The sequence below is a fragment of the Polynucleobacter sp. 31A-FELB genome, assembly GCF_018882405.1.
Classification (GTDB): domain Bacteria; phylum Pseudomonadota; class Gammaproteobacteria; order Burkholderiales; family Burkholderiaceae; genus Polynucleobacter.
In genome coordinates this window covers 24,912-47,846 of the sequence record NZ_JACVOO010000012.1, presented here as the reverse complement: position 1 = coordinate 47,846, position 22,935 = coordinate 24,912, and the positions used below count along the sequence as shown (strand labels likewise).

At 43.4% G+C, this 22,935-nt stretch carries 21 protein-coding genes and 1 tRNA gene; 6 read left to right on the top strand and 16 right to left on the bottom strand.

Going from position 1 to position 22,935, the window contains the following annotated elements:
- Window positions 1-70 precede the first annotated feature (70 nt).
- The 8 genes from ICN30_RS08335 to ICN30_RS08300 form a co-directional block, all read right to left on the bottom strand.
- Window positions 71-146 (bottom strand) — tRNA-Thr (locus ICN30_RS08335).
- A gap of 11 nt (window positions 147-157) precedes the next feature.
- Complete coding sequence (locus tag ICN30_RS08330; RefSeq protein WP_216274751.1) at window positions 158-397, bottom strand: hypothetical protein; 240 nt, start codon at window positions 395-397, stop codon at window positions 158-160.
- 79 nt (window positions 398-476) lie between these two features.
- The gene (locus ICN30_RS08325; protein WP_216274748.1) at window positions 477-1,817 is read right to left on the bottom strand and encodes a DUF4214 domain-containing protein; all 1,341 of its coding nucleotides are present in this window, start codon (window positions 1,815-1,817) and stop codon (window positions 477-479) included.
- A gap of 37 nt (window positions 1,818-1,854) precedes the next feature.
- Window positions 1,855-3,807: a DUF4214 domain-containing protein gene (locus ICN30_RS08320; protein ID WP_216274746.1), complete on the bottom strand. Its 1,953-nt coding sequence runs from the start codon at window positions 3,805-3,807 to the stop codon at window positions 1,855-1,857.
- Between the two features lie 2 nt (window positions 3,808-3,809).
- The gene (locus ICN30_RS08315; RefSeq protein WP_216274744.1) at window positions 3,810-5,624 is read right to left on the bottom strand and encodes a DUF4214 domain-containing protein; all 1,815 of its coding nucleotides are present in this window, start codon (window positions 5,622-5,624) and stop codon (window positions 3,810-3,812) included.
- Between the two features lie 38 nt (window positions 5,625-5,662).
- A complete protein-coding gene (locus ICN30_RS08310) occupies window positions 5,663-6,742 on the bottom strand; it encodes a DUF4214 domain-containing protein (RefSeq protein ID WP_216274742.1) in 1,080 nt (359 codons plus the stop codon).
- 148 nt (window positions 6,743-6,890) lie between these two features.
- Window positions 6,891-8,252, bottom strand: coding sequence for a S8 family serine peptidase (locus ICN30_RS08305; RefSeq protein WP_216274740.1), 1,362 nt, complete (start codon window positions 8,250-8,252; stop codon window positions 6,891-6,893).
- Window positions 8,253-8,384: 132 nt separating this feature from the next.
- Complete coding sequence (locus tag ICN30_RS08300) at window positions 8,385-8,618, bottom strand: DUF6447 family protein (RefSeq protein ID WP_216274737.1); 234 nt, start codon at window positions 8,616-8,618, stop codon at window positions 8,385-8,387.
- Between the two features lie 262 nt (window positions 8,619-8,880).
- On the opposite strand from ICN30_RS08300, the gene ICN30_RS08295 reads away from it, so the two are divergent.
- Entirely contained in the window at window positions 8,881-9,093 is a 213-nt protein-coding gene (locus ICN30_RS08295; protein WP_216274735.1) for a DUF6447 family protein, read from the top strand.
- 103 nt (window positions 9,094-9,196) lie between these two features.
- On the opposite strand, the gene ICN30_RS08290 is transcribed toward ICN30_RS08295, so the two are convergent.
- From ICN30_RS08290 to ICN30_RS08275, 4 genes are all read right to left on the bottom strand, one after another.
- Window positions 9,197-10,582: a hypothetical protein gene (locus ICN30_RS08290; RefSeq protein ID WP_216274733.1), complete on the bottom strand. Its 1,386-nt coding sequence runs from the start codon at window positions 10,580-10,582 to the stop codon at window positions 9,197-9,199.
- A gap of 419 nt (window positions 10,583-11,001) precedes the next feature.
- A complete protein-coding gene (locus ICN30_RS08285; RefSeq protein ID WP_216274731.1) occupies window positions 11,002-11,496 on the bottom strand; it encodes a hypothetical protein in 495 nt (164 codons plus the stop codon).
- A gap of 103 nt (window positions 11,497-11,599) precedes the next feature.
- Window positions 11,600-11,980 (bottom strand): hypothetical protein, encoded by a 381-nt coding sequence (locus ICN30_RS08280; RefSeq protein WP_216274729.1) that lies wholly within the window; start codon window positions 11,978-11,980, stop codon window positions 11,600-11,602.
- A 7-nt stretch (window positions 11,981-11,987) separates the two neighbouring features.
- Window positions 11,988-13,190, bottom strand: a complete 1,203-nt coding sequence (locus tag ICN30_RS08275; protein ID WP_216274726.1) for a site-specific integrase — start codon at window positions 13,188-13,190, stop codon at window positions 11,988-11,990.
- 316 nt (window positions 13,191-13,506) lie between these two features.
- On the opposite strand from ICN30_RS08275, the gene ICN30_RS08270 reads away from it, so the two are divergent.
- Both ICN30_RS08270 and ICN30_RS08265 read left to right on the top strand, forming a co-directional pair.
- Entirely contained in the window at window positions 13,507-16,662 is a 3,156-nt protein-coding gene (locus tag ICN30_RS08270) for a hypothetical protein (protein WP_216274724.1), read from the top strand.
- Window positions 16,663-16,799: 137 nt separating this feature from the next.
- A complete protein-coding gene (locus ICN30_RS08265) occupies window positions 16,800-17,006 on the top strand; it encodes a DUF6447 family protein (protein WP_216274723.1) in 207 nt (68 codons plus the stop codon).
- Between the two features lie 265 nt (window positions 17,007-17,271).
- On the opposite strand, the gene ICN30_RS08260 is transcribed toward ICN30_RS08265, so the two are convergent.
- The 4 genes from ICN30_RS08260 to ICN30_RS08245 all read right to left on the bottom strand — a co-directional run bounded on the left by ICN30_RS08260 (window position 17,272) and on the right by ICN30_RS08245 (window position 21,658).
- A complete protein-coding gene (locus ICN30_RS08260; protein WP_216274722.1) occupies window positions 17,272-18,774 on the bottom strand; it encodes a hypothetical protein in 1,503 nt (500 codons plus the stop codon).
- Between the two features lie 37 nt (window positions 18,775-18,811).
- The gene (locus ICN30_RS08255; RefSeq protein ID WP_216274721.1) at window positions 18,812-19,138 is read right to left on the bottom strand and encodes an HGGxSTG domain-containing protein; all 327 of its coding nucleotides are present in this window, start codon (window positions 19,136-19,138) and stop codon (window positions 18,812-18,814) included.
- 447 nt (window positions 19,139-19,585) lie between these two features.
- Complete coding sequence (locus ICN30_RS08250; RefSeq protein ID WP_216274720.1) at window positions 19,586-20,389, bottom strand: DUF3102 domain-containing protein; 804 nt, start codon at window positions 20,387-20,389, stop codon at window positions 19,586-19,588.
- Window positions 20,390-20,440: 51 nt separating this feature from the next.
- Entirely contained in the window at window positions 20,441-21,658 is a 1,218-nt protein-coding gene (locus ICN30_RS08245) for a site-specific integrase (protein ID WP_216274719.1), read from the bottom strand.
- Window positions 21,659-21,789: 131 nt separating this feature from the next.
- Between ICN30_RS08245 and ICN30_RS08240 the strand changes: the two genes are divergently transcribed.
- The 3 genes from ICN30_RS08240 to ICN30_RS08230 are packed head-to-tail and all read left to right on the top strand — an operon-like array spanning window position 21,790 to window position 22,819.
- Window positions 21,790-22,224 carry a helix-turn-helix transcriptional regulator gene (locus ICN30_RS08240; RefSeq protein ID WP_216274718.1) on the top strand — a complete coding sequence of 145 codons (435 nt, stop codon included), beginning with the start codon at window positions 21,790-21,792 and terminating at the stop codon, window positions 22,222-22,224.
- A gap of 60 nt (window positions 22,225-22,284) precedes the next feature.
- Complete coding sequence (locus tag ICN30_RS08235; protein ID WP_216274717.1) at window positions 22,285-22,551, top strand: type II toxin-antitoxin system RelB/DinJ family antitoxin; 267 nt, start codon at window positions 22,285-22,287, stop codon at window positions 22,549-22,551.
- A complete protein-coding gene (locus ICN30_RS08230) occupies window positions 22,538-22,819 on the top strand; it encodes a type II toxin-antitoxin system YafQ family toxin (RefSeq protein WP_216274716.1) in 282 nt (93 codons plus the stop codon). Before ICN30_RS08235 ends, ICN30_RS08230 begins: the two co-directional genes overlap by 14 nt.
- Window positions 22,820-22,935: the final 116 nt, after the last annotated feature.

The window sequence follows — 22,935 nt, the reverse complement described above, 5'->3', positions numbered from 1 at the left end:
CCACCAAGTTCAACTTGGTGGCTTTTTTGCATCAGAAAGAGCTGTAAAAAAATAGCTCTGACGAATTTGATGGTGCCCCTTGTCCGACTCGAACAGACCACCTACTGATTACAAATCAGTTGCTCTACCAGATGAGCTAAAGGGGCTTAACTTGAAATTATAAGGTACTAGACTGGTAGCCTCTAGACATCATGCAGTCTCTAGCTGGACCTTCTTTGTAAATATCACCGTAGACCTTATTACCCCAAATATTAAAACCTAAGGTGTACAGATTTTCGCAACTAAGCTTATCTGCATAAAACTTTTGCATATCAGATGCTGGCTGATAAGAATAAGTACTACCGCAAGCAGTCAGAAATCCAGCACTTAAAAGAAGAATAGGGAGTAATTTGTTCATTGCAATACCTTCGGGTAATAGGGACCTATACAGAATATCCCTATTTTACCTCGGTTCGGTACAAGCCTAAAATAAGCCCCTACCCCACCCACTCCTCATAAGCAATGCCATTGGCAATCAGGTCTGCTACGAGGGATGCTCCCTCAGCTAGGGTGGCAAATTGCACTAGGACAGCAGCTTTACTGATATTGCCTGCATCTAACTGTTGGTTCCAGTAGGCTACGCCTTCTGCTTCTCCTGCTCTACCTAATACATTGAGATAGAGCTTATCTACGTAACTGGCGTTTGTTGGGTTAGCACCATATTTAGCGGTAAATTCACCGCTATTGACAAAGCCTTGAGCGATATCAGTCACGATATTAGCTCCACCATCTTTTTGGGCTAACCAGTAACCCATACCACCTTCATCTGGGGCTCTATTAAAGGCTGCTTTATAGAGCATATAGACTGAACCAGCATTTTGAGAAGGGCCGATGTCGAGGGCTACGTTGATGTCGGAGAAGGCGAGGCGTTCGATGTTAGTAAGCGTATCTCCAGAGGAGCTTCTCGTCACGCTCATGACATTGGTTTGATGATTTCCTGTTGTGAATATATCGGCTTGTGCAAGCGGAACGGTGTAAACAACAGTATCAATTCCAGATAAGCCATCGATGACGCGATTGGTTTGGGTACCAATTAAGCGATCATTGTCATTAGTACCAGTAATTAAGAATGAGCCACCAATCAAGTGATCATTTGAAAGAATTGCATCCTGCAAAACGGCGTATTTGAAATCAACATCAGCCCAATAATTGACCTCTGAGTTACCAGAACTTTTTACGCCAATAATGGCTGGCAAATTATTATTGTCTATGTACAAGGGACCGCCGGAGCTGCCCGCCCCCAAGGATCCGCTACCAAAATGACTATATGAAGAAATCCAACGTCCATTTGTGGAATGGGTAAAGACATCAGCACTCATCATCCCCGTACCCTCAACTGGATAGCCGAGCTCAGTTGCCCACTGCAGTTGATTTTGTCCGCTTGTTAAACCAAACCAACCCGTTGTAAATCCAACTGGCTGCGTGAGTCCTAAAAGGGCAATATCAGAGGGCACCTCAAGCCAAGAAGTCGTACCGTTATTGCTGTCGCTAAAAACTTCGGATGGGAAAGCTAAGGTTGAGCCAGTGTAAAAACTGCCATACGGAGAGGACTCTAAAACGGAGCGCGTGCCATTAAAGTCAGCCCCCGGGAAAACTTGGACAGAGGTCGCATAGCCGCCATGATCCGGTTGGTAGATAACATGGGTTGCGGTAAGAACATCATTCTTACCCACCAAAGCTCCTGAACCAATGCTAATCCGCCCATCGGAAAATGTCGATCGAACATAGACAACCGCTGAGTAAGGATAGGCTTGGGTATTAGTTATCTCAATTGACATATCTAGGTCTAATTATAGGTTCCAAAAGCCCCTCTAGCTAGCCCACCCACTCTGTATACGGTATCCCATTGGCAATCAGGTCTGCTACGAGGGATGCTCCCTCAGCTAGGGTGGCAAATTGCACTAGGACAGCAGCTTTACTGATATTGCCTGCATCTAACTGTTGGTTCCAGTAGGCTACGCCTTCTGCTTCTCCTGCTCTACCTAATACATTGAGATAGAGCTTATCTACGTAACTGGCGTTTGTTGGGTTAGCACCATATTTAGCGGTAAATTCACCGCTATTGACAAAGCCTTGGGCGATATTGGTCACGATATTAGCTCCACCATCTTTTTGGGCTAACCAGTAACCCATACCACCTTCATCTGGGGCTCTATTAAAGGCTGCTTTATAGAGCATATAGACTGAACCAGCATTTTGAGAAGGGCCGATGTCGAGGGCTACGTTGATGTCGGAGAAGGCGAGGCGTTCGATGTTGGTGAGGGTATCGGTACCATCACGATTGGGCATAACATCGGAGACTTCAGTATTTGAAACATTGATTCTGAAAATGTATTCAGTAGCTAAGCCTAAATAAACAGCTAAATCAATGCCGCTTCCACCATCAATGACATCATCTCCCTCTTCACCTGAAATCGAGTCGTTTCCGCCTAACCCAAAAATGACGTCACTATAAATTGTTCCAGCAAGTGATTCAGAGTTCTCTCTTTCAGGAAAAGACAATGCCACGGTGCTCACACTGGCATCACCACCTCGTACTTGTCTTTCAACCACCATATAAAATTGATTGTTGGGCCCCTTAACTAGACTTGCAATGCCTTCTTGGTTGGTAATATAGGATGACAGTTGCTGCCTAGCGGTATCTACATAACTTCCATCTTGTTGTGCAATGAGAATGGACGTTGACCGATATACATTACTCCAACTAGCCTCACTCAGAAAAATATCTGGAAGCCCATCAAAATTAATGTCTTCAATAATAGGCGTGTATGCGACATTACTATTAAGTTCATATCCAATTAATCTGCTTGTAGTAACGTCATCAAATTGACCATTGCCTATATTCTGCAAAAATTGAACTTGAGATTTTGTTGGCCATTGACTTCCATCCCAACCTGCACGACTAAAAACAATTGCATCCATTAAACCGTCGTTTGAGAAGTCTATTGCTCTCACTCGAACATCGTGACTATTGTCATAATTTGGATTTATCACCCCATATTGTGGCAATTCCAGTCTTGGTATTGGCAGTGTTGAAATGTATTTAAATCCTTGAACATTTCCCGTGGGATCTAACACAACCGAAACTAGTGAAGTATCGCTAGAATTTACAGCAGTTGCGCTATCGACAACTATTGCTCTCTGAGAACCGTTACCCAAAAAATCTGCAAACGTGATACCCGAAGCAAATGTCTCGTAACTATTAAAGTTATTACCATCGCCCACTAATTGTTTTGTTAACCCGCTATTTCCACCAAGATAAAAAGCTGAGGGGTGAATATAACCAGCTGGGACAACATCAACAAAACCATCACGATTAATATCTCCTGATGCAACACCATGCTCCCACTTAGTAATTCCTAAATCTTGCCTAATAAAGTAATTGCCTTGATTGAGTAGGGCATAGGAGTGGACCTCATACTCCATATCTGCATTCCCAGATAAGTATGCATCTACTCGACCATCCCCATTAAAGTCTCCAAATACAATATCTCCAACCCCCTCGACTAAATTAGCGCCATTAGGCAACCACTGGCTAGTCAGGTTTACAAAATTTCCATTGCTCCATCCAAAAATGGATACCTGAGTGTTTGTATAAGATGATGGTGTATTTGGCTGAGTCTCAAAGCCAGCAAAAATTAACTCGTCAAGTCCGTCACTATTTAAATCTTCTGAATAAAGGTACCGAACTGCATATGAAAAATCATTTCCAGCAGCGTAGGTAAAGGTACCAGAATAATTTAACGGACCAGAGACGATGCTTGTCATTCTTAGCCCACCCACTCCTGATAGGCAATACCATTGGCAATAGCAGGAGCAACCAATTGAGCCCCTTCAGCAAGCGTTGCAAATTGCTCCAACACATAAGCCTTGGTCACTATTCCAGCGTTGAGTAATTGATTCCAATAGGCAACCCCGTCCACTTCACCGGGTCGGCCCAAAACATTTAAATACAAATTATCGACATATGAAGCGTTTGTAGGATTGGCCCCATACTTAGCAACGAACTCATTACTGGTGGTAAAAAAAGCTGCAACATCTTGTGTAATGTCAGCGCCATTGTCTACCTGGCTAATCCAGTAACCTATTCCTTCAGCGTCTGGTGTTCTATTAAAAGTAGCTTGGTAGAGCATATAAACTGATCCAGCAGTTTGATTGGGATCAATATCGAATGCTAAGACGCTATCAGAAAAACTTAGGCGCTCCACATTGCGTAAGGAATCAGCACCATCTCGAGTTGTCTGATTATCGACAATAGAAATTTCGTCTGAAGATCTGCTGATTTGATAGTCACTGAGTGCACCAGTAAAGACTGCTCTATCAAGTCCTACGCCACCATCTAGTTCATCAAAGCCTGCACCACCAATTAAAATATCATCTAATACAGAGGCTGTCACTACATCGTCACCAGCGCCTGTTACCACAATACTTTTACCCTCTACTTCAGTGATCACAATGACATCATCATCAGCTGATCCGTAGAGCGTACTTAAGGCTAATTGGGCTTCACGCTTTGCAGCAAGATAGGCGGCGTAATCGAAATTTGTTAAATCACTCAAACCGGTTTCTACAAGAATTGCCTGATATTCCTCAGAGCCTGCATTTGGGACAGTGCTTGATGAATCAATCGGATTAATTGCTAAGCGATCAATCAGCAGATTAACACTCAGCTTTTCTCGTTGATGGGCCACCAAGTCAAAATCACTGAAATTAGATCTGCCTGTTTCAGCGATAAGTGTCATCACTTCGGCATAACTTAATGAAGTCAAAATAGTTTGACTGGTAATTGCCGCAACATGGGCTGCGTAATTAAATCCAGGGGACTCTGAGGCGCCACCAGTTTCTTCGGACAGTGCACGATACTCAGCCGAGCCAGGCTCTGGCATTTGCAAATTGACTGCCTGCCGTATTTGATTCGCAGCAACACTAGCAGCGGTGATACTGGCAAAATTATTGCCCAGGCCGACAGTACTGCCAGTAGAGCTCCGATAGGCAGCTAAATCAAAATTAGAAAAATTGGTATTGCCAGATTCCGCAATGATTCTGATGACGTCATCGTAACTTAAATCAAATCTCGACTGACTAACAGTGGCAGCAAGATGAGCGGCATAGTTAAAGCCAGGATTTGCTGAAGCACCACCAGTCTCTATTAATAGCTGTTGGTAAGCAGCTGAATTAATAGCGGGTAAAGAAAGCAAGGAACTAGTATTTGATGGAATATACACAGGGGGAGTAAATACGCCATTCACAGTATTACCAGCAATGTGAGCCAAATAATTAAATGCGGGCGCAAACATGGCATCCCCAACCTGACTATATAAATCAGCTAACTCCGCCTCACTAAGATTGGAAATAGTAGAACTACTACCTGGACTTACAGGAGTATTTGAGCTACCGCCACTTACCGGCTGGGTTTGAGGGTCATTTATTGGAGTGGGAGTATGAACAGGTCTGATGAATACTCCGTTAACCGTATTGGCTCTCACATGACCGTCATAGTCAAAACCAGGATTATTCATTGCATCACCCACTTGGGCATATAAATCGGCCCGCTGCTCTGGTGTAAGTTCAGCTACTGTTGTCATCACAAACTCTTTTCTTTAAATCATCATCAAAAAATAAATTACCCCACCCACTCCGTATACGGTATCCCATTCGCAATCAGGGGGGCAACAATCGAAGCTCCCTCAGCTAGGGTGGCAAATTGCACTAGGACAGCAGCTTTACTGATATTTCCTGCATTGAGTTCTTGGTTCCAGTAGGCTACGCCTCCTGCTTCTCCTGCTCTACCTAATACATTGAGATAGAGCTTATCTACGTAACTAGCGTTTGTTGGGTTAGCACCATATTTAGCAGTAAATTCACCGCTATTGACAAAGCCTTGGGCGATATCAGTCACGATATTAGCTCCACCATCTTTTTGGGCTAACCAGTAACCCATACCACCTTCATCTGGGGCTCTATTAAAGGCTGCTTTATAGAGCATATAGACTGAACCAGCATTTTGAGAAGGGCCGATGTCGAGGGCTACGTTGATGTCGGAGAAGGCGAGGCGTTCGATGTTATTTAATTGAATGGTATTTAAGACATCGTCTTGATCGCTAACAGTAAAGCCAATCAAATCTACTGCTTGGGATAATTGATTCCATACGCCTCCTGCACTCATTGTAGTGCTTGCATAAGCCTTATCTAAAACAACTTTGTCAATTCCATCGCCACCATAAACTATGTCGTTATATTGTTGAAGCAGGTGTCGATGAATATAGGTATCGTTTCCGCCCCACAAAAATGTAGATTGATTATCGCCATTGCTATTAGATGTATAGACGTCATTGCCTGACAGAACGCTTGAGTAATCTGCGTTTGAGCTAGCTTCTGTATAGCGATTAAATTGAGTCGAATTTACCAATGGGTCAAAGTGGACAGTAAATGCAGTGTTAGCACCAATGCTTAATGAATAGCCAGAAAATTGGGCTGTTGGACTGTAAGGGTCTAGGTCATCAAAGGTCACTGGCATGGAAGTCAATAAACTCGTATCAAAAACTCCTCTGATATCCAAACCAATTCTTTGACCTTCATAATTTGTATACGCTGAGATCAGCGTTGAATTAAAACGATCTATTAAAAAATTTAGATTTACCTCATCTGGGCCAGAGTAATAAGTACTTGGATTTGTAAAGCCCTCAATTAATTGCAATCCCATTTACACCCCTCATCGCTGGAAAATATACAGCCCCCTCATTGCATGCAGAAGCGTGTATTTCAAGATAAATAAAAAAATAATTACAAATACTATATACTTTTTTGCAAAGCTTCGCTGACCCGTATTTGATACTCAAAGCATCAGAAAATTAAGCGAGAGATGGCTGAAAGCCAATCAGATCAATGGAAGTGTTTACCAGCGCATTGACAATCTGCTCTGCGCCAAGTCCAGTATTTGCAGATAACAAATTCGCTACAGCTGCACTAATATAGGGCGTAGCAAATGAGGTACCCGACCAGCTCTGCACCACATTATCTAGACCGTAAGCAAGCACTTCAGATCCAGGCGCACTAATATAGTTATAAGGTTGCACTGTTCCTGCTGCATTTGAAGAAGACGCCCAAACAATATCTCCATTGGTGTTTTGCATCACAGAACCCACAGCAATTGCTGAGTTTATGCCTTGTACATAAGCGGCTGGATATTGAGGCGCAGTGGCCCCCATGTTCCCGGCAGCCATACACACAATGACATTGTTTTTGGCAGCGTAATTTAATGCAGCAAAAATTTCCGAGCTTCTAGGGCCCCCACCAAGAGATAGATTAATCACATCAGCACCGTTATCTACCGCATAGTAGATTGCTTCAATTAAATTATCTCGAGAGCCGTTACCAGTCGCATCCATTGCCTTGAGTACCATTAACTCGGCATCATAAGCAGCACCCATGAGTGCGTTTGACTGCCCTTCCACTGCTCGAGAAATAATTTGAGATGCTACCGCGGTACCATGACCATTGTCGTCCTGAACATCCTGGTTGTTAGCAACAAAGTTCCAACTCAATGAACTGATGTTATGTGTCAGTGCAGCGTTGTCAAGATCAAGGCCAGTGTCAATCACTGCCACTACTACTCCTTTGCCGGTATAGCCTGCAGCCCAAGCATCAGAAAACTGCGTTACCGGAATAGGCCATTGCTCAATGCTAGTCTGAAAACTAGCACCTTCCTGAATCGATATACCTAATACAGAAGATAAAGCTGAAGCTACATTAATGACGCCATAGCCGCTATTGATATTCCAAGTAGATTGCGCAATATCGAGAATCACGGGCGACATGAGCTCTTGAGCAGCCGCAACCTTACCCTGCACTAGCAAAGCATCTGCGGTTCCTTCTTGAGTAAAAGCCGAATGCACCAAGCTCCAGACTATCTCACCGATCGAGGTTCCCGATTGCAGTCTTCCTGTCCAATAAGCTAAGCCCCCTGCATCAGGTGAGCGCTCTAAGATATTTTCGTAAGCAAGACGAACTTGACCGGCCGCTGAAAGACTGCCGTAGTTTTGTACAAACTCTTGTGACCTAGCAAAGCCATTGGCTACATCCAAAGGAGATGCGCCTGCGCTGATTTGGGTGCTCCAATAATAGAGCCCCGCAGCATCTGGAGCGCGGCCAAAGAACCCGAGATATAACTCAGTTGCACTATCTAAAGCGAATTGGGAAATAGACCTTGTCACTTGGAAACTTATAAAAGTATGAAACGGTCTACAAGAATAAGGTGCTTAGCCCTCTAATTCAATAGCAATTGTGAGCAAAATCACAAAATCAAGTGAAAATAAACCTTTTAAAAATAAAGGCTTAGAGAAAGGCTAGTGACGTACTTGTAGTCCAGCTGGGGGCTGTAGGGAGGCATCTGCACCATGGCCAAGCAGCTCACGTAGGGCATTGGCATAGCTAGCACGAGCGGTTTGGGCGATGGCTAGATCTCGTTGTAATTCAGCAATCTTTTGATCGGTATGTTGTACCGATAAAAGCTGCGCTTTGGCCTCTTCGGTCAAATGATCCAACTCATACTCAACTTCATCAATGCGAACTATAGACATAGGCCTTATCTTGATAGAAATAGGCAATTCAAGCTTCTGAGCGCCCTGGACAGCATACTATGCTGCTCTAAGCCTGATTATACCCAGCCAAACAAAAATAAGCATTATTTTTTAGAACGATAAAAACATCTAAAATAGCCATATAGAGGGTACATGCCCTCAATATCGAAAGTGTAGCCATTACAATCAACTGACCAAAGGCAACAGATTGCAATTGCCCACATTTGGAACAATTAACCGCATTCAATAGAAAGATTTAGCAATGACCACTATTACGATCGATGGCAAAGAGTACGAATACGAAGGCCTTTCTGACAAGGCAAAAGCCCAATTGACCAGCATGCAATTTGTGGACAACGAATTAGCGCGCTTGCAAGCACAAGCCTCTGTTTTGCAAACGGCTCGTATGGCTTACTCTAAAGAATTACAAAACGAATTAAACCCATTGGGTAGCGGCGATACGATCAAGTTCTAATTGCCCGAAAGACTCTTAAGAGGGTCTTTCTAAAACAAAAAAACCGGTCAAACAAGACCGGTTTTTTATTGCCTCAAAGGCGCAATCAATTCAATTGAGTGAATTAACCTGCCAGCTGAATAATGCCCTGCGACAACTGAGCATCAGTCAGGCTGACCGTACCCGTTAACTTCACGAGTGTGTCACCAGTGAGGGAAGCGGCCGAACCAGATAGTCCAAATGATCCGGATGCTGTTTCTAGAATATAAGTTGCGCCATCATAGTAAAACCAGGCAACTGAATGGGCTTGGGATGCCTGTGTTTGAGCTGCGCTCAACCAAGTAGCCAGATTTGCATCATCGCCATTCGTCAGTTGAACTTGAGCGCTCAGAGCAGAACCGCCAGCCCAATTCAAAGTACTTCCCAAGTCACTTAGGAAAGAAATGGCATCACCGCTGTTTAAACCTGTAATGGTAATCAAGGGAATAGAGGCTAATTGCTCAATGCTGCTTGCACCGTTAGCAGCAATCGCAATGAAATCTCCAGTACCGGCATCATCTGTAGCAAAACTCACTTCACCGCTAGCACCTACGCCAGCCAAAACAACTGAGTTGGCACCAGATCCTAAATTGACATAGATTGCGCCATCACCGGCATTAAAGACAAAATTATCACCATTACCTAAATTGATAACGTCCGAGCTACCTTGCGAGCTACTTGCTCCACCTGTAATAAACAGGGTGACGTTACTAGAATTTAATCCGCCAGATACCGTAATGCCTGAAGTCACTTCAATACCAGTAGCAACAAATTCAACATTACCGCTTAAACTTAAAGAAGAGACATTGGTCGCTGGCGTAGTCACAGTCAAAGTGCCTAAGCCAGTATTAATAAAGGTCTCACTGACTGCTTCTGTGTATTTGAAATCCGCAATACGTACATTACCTTCAGCTTGAGCAATCACAGTTACAGCGGTTTTACCCTCTGATAACTTAGTGATCATCACTGGCTCGCCAGGAGGCAAGATAGATAGATCCGTTACAAGCAAATCCGCATTCACGGTAGCCAATGGTGCCTCGATCGGCTTTGCCAACTCTGGTGGCAATGCTACGTGAGCCTGGCCAACCGCTACTTCCGCTAGACTCAAAATTGGCAAGGGATTAGAAACCGTATTTGCCAAGAGACTGAGCATGTCCTGCCCGAGCTTTTCTTGAGAATTTGCTTGGGCAACTTCTGCCGCTTTATTACTAGCAGCATTCATGAGAGGCTGGTTGGCAGGCTGTCCAATCGTGCTAATAACACCCGCTAAGGCAGTTGAATCCACTAAATTGGCCAAAATGATGCCTGCAGGCAATGGTGTACTCAGGGTTGCAATCTGCGCTGGCACAACAGGGGCCTGTAGACGCGCGAGCAGAGCCTCAGAACTAGCTGAAGTGCTTAAAGAGGCTTTTGATGACTTCAGTAAGGAGTCATCTGAACCATCGGAAGGGTCAGATTTGAATATGTACATGAAACTTTATAAAGTCCTGCCATTTTATGGCTTTTTAGAGCTTTCGTCCATATAACTACCCTTAAATTTGGCTAACTTCGCCAAAATCGCTAAAACTCACTACCTATAGGGTTGGCTACCCTGAATTTCACTAGTGCTAGTGAAAATTAGCCCAAATCACAAGAAACAACCACCTCATTGTTCAAAAGCTAGCACTAAAGTAAGCGATTAGCTACTTTTTGCAAAGCACCCCCCATGACCTACTCTACAAATTCTAGAAATAAACATACTTTTCAACAAAACCCAGAACAGCCTATGCAAGAGCCCTATCTGACTTTGGTGGAGCAGCACCTGCTTTCAATTTAATTTTCTTATTTTTTATACCGATAAAAATAAGAACACTAAAAATATTCAAGAGCAAAATTAATAACGAGCTCAAACTATCTGAGTTTTTCTGAAAAAGAATTCCATATCCAAGCGATTGCTTTAATGAGATACAACACAATCAAAGCGCCAGTGACATCACCAACCAGACCGATAGTCAATATTGGCCAAAACTGTGCAAGAGGGTCAACGCTAGCAATATAAAGATAGCGGACTACTGCTCCTACTAGTGAGCTGATTGAGACTAAATACAACAAATACTTTAGGGTGAGATTATCTAAGTCGACTTCTATTTTTAAGAAGCTTTGCCAAATCTGCCAGGACGCCATTGCAGTCGCGCCGGAGATTAGACCAATAAATAGGCACTCTAAAAAAGTTTTTTCACCGCCTACGACGTGGCAAAAAATCCATCCCAGGGTGATACCGAGAGCACCAAGCCAGCCAAAGATAGCGACTGCGAGCAGGCGAATTCCTGAGGGTAAGTAAACGAACTGAGTGAGATCATCAAACGCTAAAAATGGTAATACTTGATTATTAAAATATCGGGCCATAAAGAAGCTAAATCCGACTAATAATAGAGACAATAGATTGAGGCTAATCTCCCTCATGTTTATCAATTACCCCCCCCCGAGGATTTGGAGGGTAAGCGATTGACTACACATCCTTAATCACCCTAAGCTTAGATTGGGATACAACATCGTCCATTAATTTCGAACAAGAGTCCATATAGCGGACTCCAGACTCAGTGAGGCTCAAATTTTTGACCCTCCGATCTACGCTGAGAGTTAGCTCCAACAAGCCAAACTTTACTAATTCCTGAATCCGCTTGTTAGCGGTTGGCTGAGAACCAAGCATTGGGCAGGCAGTCATCTCGCCGACATTCACAAGCTGTCCGCGAGAAGAGAATAATGTTACTTGACCCAAAATATAGTCGTACTGCATGCGATGCTGGTTATAGATATTCAGCGGAACAGGCAATTGATCAATTGTCTTGAGTAGCTGGGTAAAACGAGCGAAGGGGGTAAATTTTTCCATGCATTCCCTAATCTACTGCAGGAAGAATTTGTCGATAAAAGCTAGCTGCAGCACCAGCACTTGATCTTAGGCGCTCAGGCGCCAAATGAGAATAGCGTTCTGTTGTTTTAATGCTTTGATGACCCAATAGTTTTTGCACATCGTAAATCGGAATGCCATGGTTAACTAATGCGCTAGCAAATGAATGGCGCAAATCATGAATGCGCAAGCCCACTAGCCCCGCCTTTACTCTCGCAGTATGCCAAGCATTGAATATAGAAACGAATGGCTTATTCGTCTTGGGGTTTGGGAAAATCCATTCCACCTCCGTCTCTTGCGGCCTTTCCAAAATACCGGGCAAGCGCGACCTCAGATCTAGCAAAAGAAAATAGGCCTCATTGGTCAATGGAACTGTTAAGGGCCTACCTGATTTTGTCATTGGGATCCGCCAAATACGAGCATCAAAATCGACATCACACCAACGAGCATCTAGGAGCTCTCTTTTGCGCGCACCAGTGAGCAAAGCAAGGGGAACAAAGTAACGAAGCAAAGGATTTACACTTTGCTCAATGGCATTTAAAAGACTCTGAATTTCAGAAGCTTGTAAAAAACGCTCTGTTTTTTGATGGTTCTTTAGTAAAGATACCCCTTTAACTGGGTTGTGATTAACACCAGGCACATCCCATTTAATTGCCAAGTTAAAACAAAAACCCAGCAGAATCAAAAAGCGATTGCAGTATCCTGGCTTGTAGCCAGCCGCAACCTTTGATTGTAAAAATTCAACAACTTGGTATCGCGATATTTTATTTAATCGATAAGAACCAAAAATCGGCAACAAATGATTGTTCAACAAAGTCTCATCCGCACTAAGGCAGCGCTTATATGAACGAATATGTGGCAAATAGTTTTTTTCTATAAATTGTGAAAACGTTGGACATTGATTTGCTTTATTCATTCTCAGTACTTCAGCTGGATCCTGATTGGATGAGAGTAATTTCTTAATCGTCAAACCAAGGTGGCGGGCCTCATCCAAGCTAAGCTCTCTAGCATCCCCTAAAGTTATGCACTGTTGAATTTTTTGATAGCTATAACGCATTCTCCAGGACGAAGATCCAGGGCTACGCAACTCAATGCTCAATCCCGGACAAGCCTTATCCGTTAGGGTTATGCGCGATTTTCCATCGGGCACCTTTAAGGCAGCCAACATGGAGTTATCTAAGAAAATTCGCATAAATATTTGCTATAGAAAATTAGTAAAAAAAGTTTTTGCTGCCTAAAAATGCAAAAACCCGTCGGAACGGGTTTATTAATACTTATAAAATATTTAATAAATTAGCTACATAAAGAATTTATTAAATATGTTGTTTATTGTCTAGTAAATATATTGAAAACATATTTCAGACAGAACCATTGTAACGCATATAAACACTGGGTTTAATTAAGGTTATCTAAGTACACTCACCACTGGTATCGATACATTCGGTAACAGTGGATCAGCTTTACAAGTATTTAATGCTGCCGACCTTACTTTCACTTCACTCGATAAATTGACAGGCGGAACTAACACTGGCGACACATTAAACGTAGCGTCTACAGCTAACTATGCTGCAAACCCAGCTGGCGCAACAGTAACTAACGTTGAGAATGTTAATTTCTCACTAGGTGCTGGTGGTGTAATTACAACTGCTGCTGGATCTGGCTTTACAGGCGTTACAAATTTAAGTGTTACTAGTGCCGGTAACTTATCAGCGGTAACAGCCGCTGGAACTACTGGTATTACTGTAACTAGCGTATCTGGTGCTAATGCGATTGCAATTAACGGTGGCTCTTCAGTTGCTTTGACACAAACTGGTGCAACTACTGGCGCTAACATCACTATTGGTGGTACAACAGCTCCAACTGGTGCAGTTACAGTTGCTAACACAGCATCAACTGCTGGTGGCGGTGCAATTGGCAATACAGTCACAATTACTGGCGGTTCAGTTGTAAACGTGACATCTAACTTGACAAGTACTGCTGCAGCAGGAGCAGCTGGTGGTCAAGCAGTTACCGGCGCAATCGGTGTTACCGGTACAGCAAACACTACTTCAGTGTCCGTAACTCAATCAGCTGGCACTACTGCGGCTAACGCCATTGCGAACGTAGCTAATACTTCAAATGCAGTTGCAGCAGCTCGTGGCGTTACAAACTCCATCGTAACGATTGCTGATGCAAATGCAGGTAGCGCAACAGCTGCTGGAACTATCACTGCTGTTACTTTAGCTAACTACGGCGCTTCAACAATTTCATCAAATGCGTTGACAACATTGACACTATCTAGTTCAGCCGCAACGGGTGCTACTGCTGCAGGAACATTAGCGGTAACTTACGGATTGACTACAGGTAATCCAACATCATTAGCATTAAACCTTGGTGGTGGTTCATTAGGTGCACTGACTCTGAACGGTACTTCATTGGCAACAGTGAACGTTGCTTTGTCAGCAAATACAACTTTAGCTGGTATTACTGATACAGCATTGCGTACAGTAACTTTGTCCGGTACAGGTGTATTGAGCTTGACTGCCGTTAACACAGCAATCACAGCAATTACAAATACAAGCGCAGCAGCTGGTTTGAGTGCTAACGTATCTGGTTTGAATGGCTTGACAAATTTGAACTTTGCTACCACTTCAGCTAACAACACAATTACGCTAAATGCATTGACACAGACCTACACTGGCGGTACAGGTAACGATGTCATCACCATTACAGCCGATGCTACTAAAGCAATCACTGGTGGTACAGGTACAGACACTATCGTTTTAGGTGCTGGTACAGGTACATTTACTCTTGCAAATACAGGTACAAACGTAACTGGCTTTGAAACAGTTGGCTTTAACACCGCTTCAACTGGTGCTTATGCATTGAATACCATTGGTTTGGCAGCAAATGCTACTGCAGTTTCATTGTTAGGAACAGCAGCTGGTGCATTGACCGTTACAGGTCTTGCAGCTGGTACTACTACTGTGAACATCAATGCAGACCAAACTGGTTTGACAAATACATTCCAGTATGCGGGTACTAATGGTGCTGCTACTGCAGTTACATTGAATTTGAATGCTCCATCTACTGGAATTGGTTTTACAGCCGGTACAGTAGTTATCCGTGATGCAAACTCAGTCGGTGTTGGTACGATTAACTTGGTATCAAACGCTTCAGTATTCCAAGGTCGACATGTTGTCACAGCGCTAAATAACTTTGCTACCAGCCAGTTATCAAACTTGAACATCACAGGCACTGGATCAGTGACTATCACTGCAGCAACTACTGCAGCAACTGCCTTAACAATCAGTGATAACGGCACAGGAACAAGCACAACTTCTGATGGCATTACCACATTGACATCACAAGGTGCAATCTTAGGTTCATTAAACTACAGCGGTACTAAAGCCTTTGCAATCGGTACCTTAGCCGATGATGTGGCTAACTTGACTATTACAAATGCTAATACAGGTACTTCTGGTGTGTTAACCGTTGGTGCGCATACACAGAACAATATGGTATCCCTGAATTTGCTTGGTTCAGTAGCTTATACAGGTACAAGTAACGTTGCAACTGCTGCCACTGTTAATGGATCGACAAACAACTCTGCAGTGTCTATGACCTTCGATAGCACTGCTGGCGGTATCAAAACCGTAACTTTGGGTAATGGCGCCAATACAGTAGTAACTGGAACTGCTGCTGACGTAATCACTGTTGGTACAGGTGCTAACACAATTACTGCTGCAGCTGGTGCAGATGCTGTTACTCTTGGAGCAGGCCATACAGCATCAAATACCTTGATTATTAATGCAGTTGTAGCCACTTCTACAGATTCGAACCAAGTAGTTGTAGCTGGTGCTGGTAACGATACAGGTCAAGACGTTTACACCAATGTAAATATTTCGACTGATGTATTCCGCATCGTTGGAACTGCAGTTACTGGATTTGACGGTAGCACTGGTGCAGGTACTAACGTTGGTATCGGTACAGGCGGTGCAGGCACCACAGGTACTCTGGCTTCCTTTACAACCAATACTGGTGTAATTTATTTAGGTGGCACAACAGGTACATTCGGAACGGGTGATATTGCATTAACATTCACCAATCCAACAACGGCGCTGACTACTGCTAACTTCAATAGCATGCTTCAGTACAACTTGACTGGTACAGCAGCGGCGAACGTTATCATTGGCGGATCACTTGCGGACACACTCACGGGTGCGGCTGGATCTGATACCCTGACAGGTGGTGCTGGGGCTGATACATTTGTAATGGCAACAAATGCAAGTATTGCAGCTAGTGCTAAATCAACAGCGGACGGTGCTGCCCTTGCTGCAGCAGCAACCGTTACATTTGCAACGGGTGCAGCTAACTCTGTTGATAAGATAACAGACTTTGTTGGCGGTGCTGGTGGTGACGTTCTGGATCTTGCTGCTGCAACAGCAGCAGTTACAGCTATCGGCATTGACTCAAACGCACTAGTAGCTGGTACAAACTATTTCCTATCTGGTGCATACAATACTGGAACAGGAGTTTTCACAATAGCAGCCGACGGAGATGGTGCAGATACCCTTATAACTCAGGGCTTTGATGTAGCTGGTACAAGTATCCTCACCAACACATCAACTGTAATTCTGATTGGTACGAATTCTGCAACTTTAACTGCAGAAAACTTTGCCTAATCTCCCTAAAAAGAGAAACCCACAGATCACCGTGGGTTGCAGTAAACCTAGTAATTAATAAGTATCAAGCTAAACACCGCCCTATAAAGGCGGTGTTTTTTTATCCAAACCAATAAAATACTAAGTGAGAAAGCTTTATGACTACAGTAATAATCGATAATATTGAATATGCTTTAGACAGCCTTTCTGAAGAAGCTAAGGCACAGTTTGTGAGCTTACAGTTTGTAGATCAAAAGTTGGCTCAGCTCAATGCGGAAGTTGCAGTCTTCCAAACAGCCCGTATTGGGTATGCCAATGCATTAAATGAACTGCTGCCTAAAGCAGGTGGCAAAGAAAAGCATTAATCTCCCCAAAAGAGAAACCCACAGATCACCGTGGGTTGCAGCACCTAGTAATTAATAAGCTTTATGAGAACCCCACTTCGGTGGGGTTTTTCTTTTGTGGAGCAGCATTAACACTGTTAAAGCAGTGCTTAAAAATTAGGCAGACTTTGTTTCGCCTCCCTCACAATAAATTAACCTAACTACTTGTTTTAGAATAACTTTCTCATATTTTTACCAACATTTTCTGCACATAATGGAGGGGGATGGAGAGGATGTGGGAGGGGGTTCAGGCGCAACTGCTTATTTTCGAGGATTTCCAGGTACTTAAGAAGATCTCATGAATGGAAGATGAGCGCTTATTGTTCATATAAGTTTCATCCAATTGCCCGCTGGGATAAAACACTTGCTCAAACTGCGACTGTGATGGCTCAGGCTGCTTGAGCGCAGGAACACCAGCAAACAGCTCTTGGTAGGCTTGAGACATAGCGTTATTGAGGGCATCGACATACTGAGTTTGCACAACAAAGCTGTCATGAATCGGCAGGCAAACAATCTTCTGCTTTAGTAATTTGAGCATGACACTCTCAGCTAATTGGGAGTCAAGGAACTGATAATGTAGTCCTTTGCCTACAGTCTGAGCGATTAAGGGATGCTTATTAATCACCAATTGATAGAGTTGGGCTGTATTCATGCCCAAAGTCTGAATCTGCTCGCCAGTAAGTGTAAAGTTACCATTCTCATCATTGAGTAGGGCATTGACATAGGTCTTAATCACCTTTCTTTTGGCTTTATACGGCTCTTGGGTTTTATCGTAGATCGGATGATCTGAATAACGCAAACCTAGATCATAAAGATCGCCCGCTGGAATCGGTAAGCCAGCTTGCCAATACATGAGCCGAGGATGCAATTCGGAGTAATCGACTTCAGTAGTGGCTTCGCCATTAATCGTGATAAAAGGACGGGTATCACTTGGGATGTATTGCCACCAGGCACCATAAAAGCGACCGCCCTTTTCAAAGCTAGCCCTAGAAAAGATCCTTCGCATTTGGGTATGGAGAAAATTGAGACTTCTGGGCTGCTTTATTAGGCTTTCATAATCCCAGTCAACCCGATAGTCTTGATTGCTCATTTTCTTGATAACCTGATCTAGGTCCCAGTTATCCATAGCTAGGCAGATGGCTTGACAAGCAATGAATGTGTTCATGAGCTGCAGGTTTTTTCGACTTTTTCTGGTGAAATTGTTATCGGCAAAGTGAAGAATGTCTTTCGCTTTAGTTATTGGATCAAAGCCTTTCAGAACAATGACATCTTTCTTGCTTGGCTCCATCGGACGCCATACATACCGCTGGCGATCAAATGCCTCTTCTAGTCCACCAATAGCCACAATCTTAGTGGGAACGCCCTCTCCAGCCCAATTTTTAAAGCCCTTCTCACTTTTTATCCAACCTAAGCGTTTAAGAGCCTTCAATACCCTATGAACTGTTGTGTGGGAGTAGTTAGGAATCTGGTGGGGCTTATTACCATAGGCATGCGAACTGGTTGGCAGGCTCAGAGTCATCTTAGAATTGCGACAGCAATACACTTGATACAGTCCTTCTATGATGGCTCGAGTAGTTATGGAGATACCCTCAACCATCTTTTGCTGTGGTTTGTATTTCAGATTGAGATGGCTGTAGATATCCTGAATCACTGTAGAAACCTGTTCATAAAATAGATTGTCTTTGGGCAAATTCAAATGCTTAAAGCTGAGCTTGCAACTTTTGATTCTGGTTTTCTTTGAGGTAGCCATAAGCTTGGTTCATGAGGTTCTGTGAAAAATAGCTCAATTAATGTTTCTTTGAGTGGCTCCAGCGTATTGGGCTAGAGCAAGTACTTAAACCCAAAATGGCGGCATACATGCGGATTTGCGCCATCACCACTTTGCTGCGCCCTCTTTTTTCTCTCGTCTCATGACCATGAATCGTCTTGGCTTGTGCGCATCCTGCTAAACCTTCTGCAGTCTTTGGCCCAGTAGAGAAACCCCCATGGGTCTTGCACTTAGATTTGCCATGAACAGCTGGAGCGCCACATTGCAAGCGAGTGCGCTTACTCATAGCGTTACAACGCCTGCAGGTAATTTTCCCGCCTGCCGTATTTAAGAGTTCTTCTTGCATGCCAGCTCCTTATGTAACTGGAAAATGATTTTCGTTTGGTTGCGGATAATCTGGGTAAAGTGTTGGTTCTCAAAGGCTTGAAGATATTGCCTGATCTGCGCCCGAGAAAGCGAAGCAAGAGGCAGTGGTTGCACTATATTTTTCATAAATTGCTATGCCCTATTTTTAATAGAAAAAGTGACGGGGGGTGTTTCCAAAAGCGACACCATGTCGTATTTGCTAATAAATGCATGCCCCCCTAATTAAAAGTGTTATTGGTAGGTTGGGGTTTTTATTACTTGACACGCAAGTTACTGATGCTAATAAGATTTCTGCTTTAACAGCTGTTAAAGCAGGATTTAGAGTGGATCGGATGTCGGAATTAGCATGTACACCCAGCGATTGTTGCTTGGTCGAATATTGTGGGCTGGGGGAGAGTAGGGTCAAAAGACCTGGATTCATGATGGCCTACCCCACTTGGTGTTGACTGGTAGTCTGATGTTCACGCCAGTCCAATACGATAGCGCCATGCGCATTGATATGACCATCTTTAGCGAGGTCTTGAAGAAACGCCTCATCATCAGGATGCCTGCAGTCCCAATACCAGTCTTTTTCATCAGGCTCACCAAAAGGTCTATGAAGACTTTCGCATTCATCCTCAAACAATAGGCTTCCTTCAATATCATTTAGGCCGTAGGATTGAAGCACAGAACCAACCCCATACTTCATGGATACTGGTTTTCTAGTGCCAATGTAATATTGACAGGTAAAGTCTTCATCATGTATTTCAGACAGTATGGTGTAGTGAAGAAAGTAGTTTTTAGAAGACAGTCGCTCTCCGTTGTAGTGTTTGCACACGTGATATCCGCCCGCTGGCTCGATGCTCGGTGATACCCAATAGTTTGCCCCAGCAGCATCCTTGAAGAAATACATATGACCCTCTTTTGGCATCCATCGGCCTTTCGTTCTTTGGTTTTGAGATGTTTTTTGCTGGTCATCCAAAAGCGACACGGTGTCGTTTTTGACGGTGAGTGATCTAATTGAGATAGGCTTGCCTTGAGCAGCAGCCATATAGCGTTGTGCCTGGCGCTGGCTTACAGATACATTAGTTTTTAGCCACTGAGTAAACTCGCCATGAGGAAGTTGGTCTTTCACCTTAAGTAAAAGAACTCCAGCCTGCCGTGCTAACTCCACTGCTTCGCTTGCGGTAGTCCTAGCAAGCTGGTCAAGTCTGTTTATTTCATTGATGGTATCTAAAGTAATAGCATGCATAGTGAACTCCTGTGGTTTGTGATGCAGTGAGAAAGATTGGTATTAGGTAAGTCATACGTTGCGATAACCTAGTTGATCGGGTTTTACAGGTTCAACTGCATACACCATTGAGCCTGCCATTTCAGAGGCTGCATTCACAGCATCTAACAAAGTATCTTGAGACAGATGGGCGTAACGCTGAGTAGTTTTGATCTGCGTATGTCCAAGGATTCGCTGCACTTCATATAAACTTCTGCCGCTATTAACTAAATTACTTGCCATTGAATGTCTAAGCGAATGAATGCACACATCTCTTAAGCCCACACTGGTGCGAGCGCTATTCCACGAGCCATAGATCGATACATAAGGCTTGTCTGTCTTAGGATTGGCAAATACCCAAGGCACCGTTTCTTTGTGGGGGATGTTGGCTAATAGAGTAAGAACTCCATTCGATAGTGGGACATAACGAGGACGACCTGCTTTAGTTACTGGAATTCGCCACTGACGCTTATCAATATCAAAATCTTCCCAACGAGCATCCAATACTTCTCGTTTTCTTGCTCCTGTAAGGATCAGCATCGGAATGATGTATTGCAATAGCGGGTTATCACTTTTCGTAACAGCCTCAAATAGTCGCTGAGTTTCTTCTTGCGTTAAGAATCGATCTCGCTTGCCTTCTTGATCATCAAATAGCGGTACATCTTTCGTGGGGTTTTTTTGAATGCCTGGAACTTCCCATCTGATAGCTAAATTAAATGCATAGCGCAATAGAACCAAGCTGCGGTTACACGTACCGGGCTTATATCCCTTGTTTCTTAATCCATGGTGAAAATCAATAATGTCTTTCTTGGTCACTTCATCAAGATACTTTTTGCCTAAAACCGGAAGTATTTGGTTTTTTAGATATGACAGATCTGAGTCCCATGATTTTTTGTAACTTTTGACGTGGGGCAGGTATTGCTGCTCAATAAATTGGGCGAAGGTAGGTGTTTTGGCAGACTCTTTGATTTGTTCGGCAGGGTCATGACCTAATGCAGCTTGAACTCGATATTTGTTAGCTAGCTCTCTGGCCTGAGCTAATGTCATTATTGGCGCATCGCCCAAGGTAAGGCATTGTCGATTCCTTCGTCCAGGCTTTTTATACCTATATCGCCATCTACCTCTTCCAAGACCCAAACGTTCCAATTGCAGCCCTTTGCACTGGGCATCGCAAATTGTCTGCCTAGTTACACCAGCAGCATTTAAAAACTTAGCTACTTGGTTTTGATTCCTAAGGTTTCCTATTTTCATTAGCAACCAATCTGTCTGTTATCGTATGTAATAAATATGATAGTACACATATTGGTTGTTGTTGTAAAGCATTAACGACAAAATTGTTTGCTGTTATGGACTAAGCCCTAATTCATTGAGACAATTAGCTAATGGAATCAAGCAATGAAGCCAAAACAACCCTTAAGTTGTTACTCGATCCCGATCAATGCCTTATGTATGGCTCCTATATAAGAGCCTCTAGAGCTGTTCTGGGCTTGAGTCAAGGGGACTTTTGTGAGTTTTTGGGGGTAACTCGATCAACCCTAGTGCGCCTAGAAAATGGGATTGCACCACTAAAAAAGAGTCTTTGCGAATCAGCAGTTGATGTTTTAAAGAGTGCAGGAATTCAATCTCTAACAATGGATGAAATTAGATACACCCCGGGAGTCCCAACTACTCTCGATATTTCTATAAATTACGGGGCATTATTGGGTAGGGTGCTGCGCTTGCCAAAAGGCACTAAAGCCCAGATTAAAGTGAATGCTTTGTTTGGCGATGGTTTTGTAGCACCATTAAAAGAAGCCCCTCTACGTAAAAGTAAGTAATCATTAACTTGAAATGTAGTCTCATTGTGACTACAATCTCTGAATAACTTGGAGAATAAGATGACCACAGCAAATACTTATGTCCGTGCAAGGATTGATACAGCCACCAAAGATCGAGCAACCGATGCACTGGAGGCAATGGGCTTATCCGTGTCAGATGCTATTCGCTTACTCATGTTTCGGGTGGCTGATGAGCAGTGCTTACCATTTGCAGTCAAAGTACCAAATGCGGTTACTAAGAAGGCAATTACAGAGTTAGAAACAGGAAAGGGGCATCACTATGCTACGGTCAATGACTTGATGGCAGAGTTGAATGCGAACGATTGAAATATCAACAGCATTTAAGCGAGATTTAAAGCGTGAATCTAAAGGGCTACACAAAACCAATTTGAGCGCAGACTTAAGGGTTCTATTGGATTCGCTTGTAAATGATTTACCACTTGAACCGCATTATCGTGATCACGACCTGACGGGAAATTGGTTAGGCTATCGAGAATGTCATATTAAGCCTGATTTACTATTGATCTACCGGCTGGCGGATAAAGACACCTTAAGGCTTGCTCGACTGGGATCGCATAGCCAACTGTTTGGCTAAATTAATTTTTCTTACATACGTACACAGGATGTACACGAGAATGTATGCACAAAGGCTGAGATCTCCGTCTATAAGTGCTACAAAAGTATCAAGTCGTTATGTCTAAAACACACAGG

What these genes read in the sequence shown, in the direction of transcription:
- ICN30_RS08280 (WP_216274729.1), bottom strand. Translation starts at nt 11,980, where the DNA reads ATGGAAAAATTTACCCCCTTCGCTCGTTTTACCCAGCTACTCAAGACA.
- ICN30_RS08265 (WP_216274723.1), top strand. Translation starts at nt 16,800, where the DNA reads ATGACTACAGTAATAATCGATAATATTGAATATGCTTTAGACAGCCTT.
- ICN30_RS08240 (WP_216274718.1), top strand. Translation starts at nt 21,790, where the DNA reads ATGGAATCAAGCAATGAAGCCAAAACAACCCTTAAGTTGTTACTCGAT.
- ICN30_RS08250 (WP_216274720.1), bottom strand. Translation starts at nt 20,389, where the DNA reads ATGCATGCTATTACTTTAGATACCATCAATGAAATAAACAGACTTGAC.
- ICN30_RS08330 (WP_216274751.1), bottom strand. Translation starts at nt 397, where the DNA reads ATGAACAAATTACTCCCTATTCTTCTTTTAAGTGCTGGATTTCTGACT.
- ICN30_RS08325 (WP_216274748.1), bottom strand. Translation starts at nt 1,817, where the DNA reads ATGTCAATTGAGATAACTAATACCCAAGCCTATCCTTACTCAGCGGTT.
- ICN30_RS08320 (WP_216274746.1), bottom strand. Translation starts at nt 3,807, where the DNA reads ATGACAAGCATCGTCTCTGGTCCGTTAAATTATTCTGGTACCTTTACC.
- ICN30_RS08275 (WP_216274726.1), bottom strand. Translation starts at nt 13,190, where the DNA reads ATGCGAATTTTCTTAGATAACTCCATGTTGGCTGCCTTAAAGGTGCCC.
- ICN30_RS08300 (WP_216274737.1), bottom strand. Translation starts at nt 8,618, where the DNA reads ATGTCTATAGTTCGCATTGATGAAGTTGAGTATGAGTTGGATCATTTG.
- ICN30_RS08245 (WP_216274719.1), bottom strand. Translation starts at nt 21,658, where the DNA reads ATGAAAATAGGAAACCTTAGGAATCAAAACCAAGTAGCTAAGTTTTTA.
- ICN30_RS08285 (WP_216274731.1), bottom strand. Translation starts at nt 11,496, where the DNA reads ATGGCCCGATATTTTAATAATCAAGTATTACCATTTTTAGCGTTTGAT.
- ICN30_RS08295 (WP_216274735.1), top strand. Translation starts at nt 8,881, where the DNA reads ATGACCACTATTACGATCGATGGCAAAGAGTACGAATACGAAGGCCTT.
- ICN30_RS08235 (WP_216274717.1), top strand. Translation starts at nt 22,285, where the DNA reads ATGACCACAGCAAATACTTATGTCCGTGCAAGGATTGATACAGCCACC.
- ICN30_RS08255 (WP_216274721.1), bottom strand. Translation starts at nt 19,138, where the DNA reads ATGCAAGAAGAACTCTTAAATACGGCAGGCGGGAAAATTACCTGCAGG.
- ICN30_RS08290 (WP_216274733.1), bottom strand. Translation starts at nt 10,582, where the DNA reads ATGTACATATTCAAATCTGACCCTTCCGATGGTTCAGATGACTCCTTA.
- ICN30_RS08230 (WP_216274716.1), top strand. Translation starts at nt 22,538, where the DNA reads ATGCGAACGATTGAAATATCAACAGCATTTAAGCGAGATTTAAAGCGT.
- ICN30_RS08310 (WP_216274742.1), bottom strand. Translation starts at nt 6,742, where the DNA reads ATGGGATTGCAATTAATTGAGGGCTTTACAAATCCAAGTACTTATTAC.
- ICN30_RS08260 (WP_216274722.1), bottom strand. Translation starts at nt 18,774, where the DNA reads ATGGCTACCTCAAAGAAAACCAGAATCAAAAGTTGCAAGCTCAGCTTT.
- ICN30_RS08315 (WP_216274744.1), bottom strand. Translation starts at nt 5,624, where the DNA reads ATGACAACAGTAGCTGAACTTACACCAGAGCAGCGGGCCGATTTATAT.